The sequence below is a fragment of the Chrysiogenia bacterium genome (assembly GCA_020434085.1).
Taxonomy (GTDB): Bacteria; JAGRBM01; JAGRBM01; order JAGRBM01; family JAGRBM01; genus JAGRBM01.
Genome location: JAGRBM010000355.1, coordinates 1 through 4,063 on the forward strand (window position 1 = coordinate 1; position 4,063 = coordinate 4,063).

Sequence of the window (4,063 nt, forward strand, 5' to 3'; positions counted from 1 at the left end):
CCTCTATCGACAAACCCACGGATCGGGAATGGTCCATATCACCAAAGGCCGCTTCGATAGCACCGCCGTCAGTCTTCCACCTGAACGCGAACAACGCCGCATCGTCGATGAAATCGAAAAGCAGTTCACCCGGCTGGATGCGGCGGTGGAGGCCCTGCGGCGGGTGCAGGCGAACCTGAAACGCTACCGCGCCAGCGTGCTCAAGGCCGCCTGCGAGGGGCGCCTCGTCCCTACCGAAGCCGCGCTCGCCCGCGCCGAGGGCCGGGGCTTTGAGAGCGCCGACGTGCTCCTGCAGCGCATCCTCAAGGAGCGCCGCCGGAAATGGGAAGAAGACCAGCTCGCGAAGTTCGAGGCGAAGGGGAAGCTGCCGAAGGACGATGCATGGAAGAAGAAATACCAGGAACCCACCGCGCCGGATGTGAGCGAGTTGCCCGAGCTGCCGGAGGGGTGGTGCTGGGCGAGCGTGGAGCAGCTTCAACTGAGTCTACGCAACGGGATCTCTAAGAAGCCGGATGGCGACACTGGTCTTTCGATTCTTCGCATCAGTTCTGTCCGGTCGATGTCGGTAGATTTGGACGACCGTCGCTATTTGACGGACGATCTGGAGGCGTATTCGGATTTTGCGATTGAAGAAGGTGATTTGCTCTTTACTCGTTACAACGGCTCGCCAGAACTGGTAGGCGTCTGCGGAGTTGTGCCTGCGCTTCCCGAGCCGTTTGTATACCCTGATAAGCTGATCCGTGTTCGTGTCCCCTCGTCACTTTCGCCACCTTCGTTTCTTCAGATTGTGTTTTCCACAGGTGCATCGCGAGATTTTATTCGGAGCCGAACGCGCACGACTGCGGGCCAAGCGGGCATATCAGGTGGTGACCTCAAGCAAGCGCCCGTGCCGATTGCGCCACTCCTGGAGCAGATGCGCATCTCTTTGGAAGTCGAGTCAAAGCTCTCGGTAGTTGAAAAGACGATGGGCGTAATCGCTGAGCTCGAGACCCGCGCCGAACGCCTCCGCCAGGCGATTCTCAAGCGCGCCTTCGAGGGCCGCCTGGTCCCGCAGGACCCGGACGACGAACCGGCCAGCGTGCTTTTAGAGCGCATCGGCTCCGAACGCGAAGCGCGGGCGGGGGCGGGGAAAAAACGAAAGACGGTGAAAAAGGCCGCGAAGCGGAAGACCGCGGCGAAGAGGGGGCGAGGATGAGTATTGGAAAGCGCCCCCAGACGGGGTATATAGGGGTTTCCACCCACGTTCCAATTGTGACACCGGATGTCACGGCCCGCGCTATACTGTAAACAGCGGGCCAGGATCCTCTTTGAGAGAGGAGAGTGTTTCCATGCGTGAACATTCCATACGACTGACAGGCCCTCGCGCCACCGGTGCACGCGTTTCGGTCCGCGCGCTGCGGGATTTGCTCGACGTTCTCTCCGATGGTGCCCGGAAGGCGGTGCGCCTGCGGGTCGAAGGGCGAAGCACGGCGAAGGGCATCCAGCCTGAATGGCTGGGGAGGGCTGCGGATTTTGAGCTGGTCGGCCTTTCCGAAGGGTCAACGCGGCTTCACTTCGAGGCGCCGTCCCTTGCCGAGGCGGTCCCACATATGTTCGGGCAGATGGATTTCACCAAAGAGCTAGATACTTCCAGAACTTCCTTTGAGCTGCTCGAAGAAAGCCTCCGCGATGCGCTCGCCGGTTCGCGGGAGAGCGATCTCTATGATGAGTCACTGCTCAAAACCTTTACGGGGTTCTCAGCATTGTTCAAGGACGGATTCGAGGCTCTGGAAATCAAGGATGCCGGTCCGGTTATTTCGCTTGATGCGGCAGGGATCGAAACGGTCAGCCGCCTGCGGCGTGAGACTCCTGAACCCAGGCGTGTGATGGTTGCGGGGAAACTCGATGCCATCCGTGATCACGACCACATGTTTACCTTGATTCTGCCGGACGGGAAGACGATCAAAGGGCTCGCTGAAGAGATTGAATCCAGAATTTTGGCTGACTTTTTCGGGGAACCCGCAGTGGTTTCGGGATTTGCGCACTACCGTCCCTCGGGTGCAGTGCTTCGCATTGAGGCCGACCGGATCGAGAAACCGGGCAAAAACGATCTGGAGATTTTCGGGATGGAACCGGGGCCGCTTGTGGCACAGCTCGATGCAAGGGCTTATGACCAGCTGCAGGGGCCACGGTCGGGCATCAATGCGATTGTCGGCCAGTGGCCGGGCGATGAGACTGATGAAGAGCTTGCCGAATTCCTAGAGTGCCTGGCGTGATACCTGACGACGCGCGCATTCTGCTCGATAGGAGCATCCTGCTCCATCTGGTCAGGAAGCGTCCCGCCGGGGCGTGGGTTTACTCGGAATATCGATTAGGCGAGCGTCCGCGCAAGCCGTTGATCTCGCGCGTTACCGTGGGGGAGTGTCTCGCATTCTCGCGGACCGGGAAAAATCCCTGGGGCGAGGACAAGAAGCGACGGCTTAACGATTTGTTGCAGGAGCTTCCTGTTGTGGAATTGAACAACGGTCCGGTCACTGAACTGTTCGCGGATTTTTCAGGGCATCTCTACAACGTCGGGCAAAGGCTCGGTAACCCACATGATATTTGGATTGCAGCCTGCGCGGTCGCGGTCGATGCCACGGTGCTGACTGCTGATCGTGATTTCGCGCGCCTCGTCCCACTTGGTCTTCGGGTGGAACGCATTGATCCCGAGGAACTGAAGAAGCTCAATCGAGATGCGAAAGGCGGCAAGTAGCCATGTCCAACCACGCCCAGCAAGTCGTCCAGAAGCTCTGGAACTACTGCAACGTCCTGCGCGATGATGGCCTCTCCTACCAGAGCTACCTCGAACAGCTCACCTTCCTGCTGTTTCTCAAAATGATGGACGAGCGGAGCAAACCGCCGTTCAACGAAAAGCGCCGCATTCCCAAGGAATACGACTGGGAGGCGCTCAAGTCGAAGGATGGTGACGCGCTGGAGACCCAGTATCGCCACACTTTGGAAGAGCTGGGAAAGCGCAAGGGGATGCTCGGGGTAATCTTCAAGAAGGCCAAGAGCGAGATCCAGGACCCGGCGAAGCTGCGCAAGCTGATCGTGGACCTGATCGATCCCGAACAGTGGATGTCGCTCGAAACGGACGTAAAGGGCGACGCCTACGAGGGGCTGCTGGAGAAGAACGCCGAGGACACCAAGTCCGGCGCGGGCCAGTATTTCACCCCGCGCGCGCTCATTCAGGCGCTGGTTGATGTGATGCAACCCAAACCCGGCGAGCGGGTGTGCGACCCCGCCTGCGGCACCGGCGGCTTTTTGCTCGCGGCCCACGACTACGTGGCCGGGCACAACAAGCTCGACAAGGATCAGCGGCGATTCCTCAAGGACGAGGCCCTCCGCGGCTGGGAGCTGGTTCCCAATACCGCCCGTCTGGCGGTGATGAACCTCTACCTGCACGGCATCGGCGGCGAGGAGAGCCCCATCGAAGTGGACGACGCCCTGGCGGCCGATCCCGGCGAGAAATTCGAGATGGTGCTGACCAACCCGCCCTTTGGCAAGAAGTCGAGCGTCACGGTCATTGCCGAGGACGGGAGGACGAGCAAAGAGGCGCTCACCATCATGCGCGGCGACTTCTGGGCGACGACAAGCAACAAGCAGCTCAACTTCGTCCAGCACGTGCACACCCTGCTCAAGATTCACGGCCGGGCTGCAGTGGTGGTGCCCGACAACGTGCTCTTTGAGGGCGGCGCCGGAGAGACCGTGCGCCGCAAGCTCCTGCACGAGTGCGACGTCCACACCCTGCTGCGCCTTCCCACGGGCATCTTCTACGCCCAGGGCGTCAAGGCGAACGTGCTTTTCTTCGATAAAAAGCCCGGCAGCGAAAAGGCGTGGACGAAGAAGCTCTGGATCTACGACCTGCGCACGAACAGGCATTTTACGCTCAAGACCAATACGTTAAAGCGCGCCGATCTCGACGAGTTCGTGAGCCTCTATAAACCCGGGGAGCCCGGCAAGCGGAAGGCCACCTGGTCGGAAAAGAATCCCGATGGCCGCTGGCGCGCCTACGACTACGAGGAACTTCTCAAGCGCGACA

At 60.2% G+C, this 4,063-nt stretch carries 4 protein-coding genes; all 4 read left to right on the forward strand.

Features of this window, described 5'->3' with window-relative positions:
- Window positions 1–1,195: hypothetical protein (locus tag KDH09_12315; protein ID MCB0220474.1), on the forward strand; the 1,195-nt coding region annotated here is incomplete at its 5' end.
- A 133-nt stretch (window positions 1,196–1,328) separates the two neighbouring features.
- On the forward strand, window positions 1,329–2,255 hold the full coding sequence (locus KDH09_12320) for a hypothetical protein (protein ID MCB0220475.1): 927 nt from the start codon (window positions 1,329–1,331) through the stop codon (window positions 2,253–2,255).
- On the forward strand, window positions 2,252–2,734 hold the full coding sequence (locus KDH09_12325; protein ID MCB0220476.1) for a type II toxin-antitoxin system VapC family toxin: 483 nt from the start codon (window positions 2,252–2,254) through the stop codon (window positions 2,732–2,734). The genes KDH09_12320 and KDH09_12325 overlap by 4 nt, the downstream gene beginning before the upstream one ends.
- 2 nt (window positions 2,735–2,736) lie before the next feature.
- A partial coding sequence (locus KDH09_12330; GenBank protein ID MCB0220477.1) for an SAM-dependent DNA methyltransferase occupies window positions 2,737–4,063 on the forward strand: 1,327 nt, incomplete at its 3' end.

Bases quoted from the DNA above. Each gene is read 5' to 3' on its own strand.
- KDH09_12320 (MCB0220475.1), top strand. From the start codon at position 1,329: ATGCGTGAACATTCCATACGACTGACAGGCCCTCGCGCCACCGGTGCA.